The following is a 1,184-nucleotide window of genomic DNA, read 5'->3' on the forward strand; positions in this document are numbered from 1 at the left end:
GGGGATGTAAGCCGGAACCCCAGAAATTTCCGTCACCCTAGTTGGGTGGGCTCAACACTCGTGTCACCAGCTACCTTCTGGAGAATCGAGCTCGGCCATCCCTCCCTGGACGGGCATCGCTCGACGATGTTCAACGGCTCCCTCACGGGGCCGTCGTTTTGTGGGGGCTATTCCATCCACAAGTCGTCGAGGTTCTTGAAGTTCCAGAGCGTCGGGTCTTCGGGGCCAGTGATACTGTCCTTGCAACTCGTGGCCGCCAGGTCGATGGTCTGCATCGGGATCGGCTCTCTCGAGCGTAGCGAGAAGAACACGCGAACCTTGGGAGTCAGCAGTGATTCCATTCCCGGCTCAACGACAACGGCCAGACGCTGAGAGGACAGGCGAACCAAGGAGCCGACGGGGTAGATGCCCACGGCCTTGACGAAGGCGTGGAAGATGCGTTTGTCGAAATGGCCCTCCCACTTGGCCATCTGCCGCATCGCCGCGGACGGGTCCCACGGCTTTTTGTAGGCTCGCTCCGACGTCACGGCATCATAGACGTCGCAGATTGCGCCCATGCGGGCCAGGAGTGAAATGGCGTCACCGGCCAAGCGATCCGGGTAGCCGGTTCCGTCGATCTTCTCGTGATGGTGCAGGGCAATGTCCACCACCCCGGGCTCGGCCCCGCCTGCGCGCAGCATCTTTGCGCCCTCCACAGGGTGGCGCTTCATGATGGCGAACTCGGCATCGGTGAGCTTGCCTGGTTTGTTAAGCACTTCCAGCGGCATCGCGGCCTTGCCTAGGTCGTGCATCAGTCCGCCGATGCCAGCCAGGCGCGTTTGCTCCTCGTCTAGATCGAGATGCCGGGCCAGCGATAGCATCAGGGCGCAGACGGCAACCGAGTGCAGGTAGGTGTAATCGTCGTGCGTTTTGATGCGTGCGACGCTGATGAGGGCATGAGGTTGGCGCAGCACCGAGGCAGCGATTTCTCCGACCAGCGGCAACGTCGTGCTTGGGTCGACGGCCTTGCCAAGCCGGGCTTCCTGGAACATGTCCATGACTTGGGACTTGGCCGCAAGACAGAGTTTCCGTGCATAACACATTTCGCTCTCCATTGAGGTTGCGCCGTCACTTTTCTTGCTTAGTGGACTAGACGGCAGAGATTGCTCCTCCGACAATTCTCTGGGCTCTGGGCTCTGGGCTCT

At 60.9% G+C, this 1,184-nt stretch carries 1 protein-coding gene; it reads right to left on the minus strand.

Going from position 1 to position 1,184, the window contains the following annotated elements; genetic code table 11:
• Positions 1 to 167: 167 nt before the first annotated feature.
• On the minus strand, positions 168 to 1,037 hold the full coding sequence (locus JFT63_RS29345) for an HD-GYP domain-containing protein (protein ID WP_223198360.1): 870 nt from the start codon (positions 1,035 to 1,037) through the stop codon (positions 168 to 170).
• Positions 1,038 to 1,184: the final 147 nt, after the last annotated feature.

The organism is Pseudomonas sp. MF7453 (genome assembly GCF_016405455.1).
GTDB lineage: Bacteria > Pseudomonadota > Gammaproteobacteria > Pseudomonadales > Pseudomonadaceae > Aquipseudomonas > Aquipseudomonas paralactis.

Coding starts and splice junctions, on each gene's coding strand:
- JFT63_RS29345 (WP_223198360.1), bottom strand. CDS start 1,037: ATGGACATGTTCCAGGAAGCCCGGCTTGGCAAGGCCGTCGACCCAAGC.